This is a genomic window from Vibrio caribbeanicus ATCC BAA-2122 (genome assembly GCF_000165125.1).
In the GTDB taxonomy this organism is placed as follows: Bacteria; Pseudomonadota; Gammaproteobacteria; order Enterobacterales; family Vibrionaceae; genus Vibrio; species Vibrio caribbeanicus.
Genome location: NZ_AEIU01000103.1, coordinates 1 through 242 on the forward strand (window position 1 = coordinate 1; position 242 = coordinate 242).

Below are 242 nucleotides of genomic sequence, written 5' to 3' on the forward strand. Positions count from 1 at the left end.
CCAAAGCTTGACCGCTGTCTTTGGCAAAGCCTTTTTCAAAAACGCCTAGATAATTAAAGACCAGCTGAGAGGAGCCCGTTTGAGGTAACCGTGCTTGCTGGTATCGCTGCAAAATCCCATAGTCCATTCCCTTATTCGGAATCGCACGCAAGCGCTCTTTCACCCCTTTAATACAGGTTTCTAACGTGACGGACTCGTGGCCGTTTTCACTATCACTGAGTAAAGAAAATGGTAAATGGAGC

1 protein-coding gene is annotated in these 242 nt (G+C 46.7%); it reads right to left on the reverse strand.

What is annotated here, in order from left to right:
- On the reverse strand, positions 1-242 hold a 242-nt coding region (locus RH40_RS17520), incomplete at both ends, for a hypothetical protein (protein WP_009603016.1).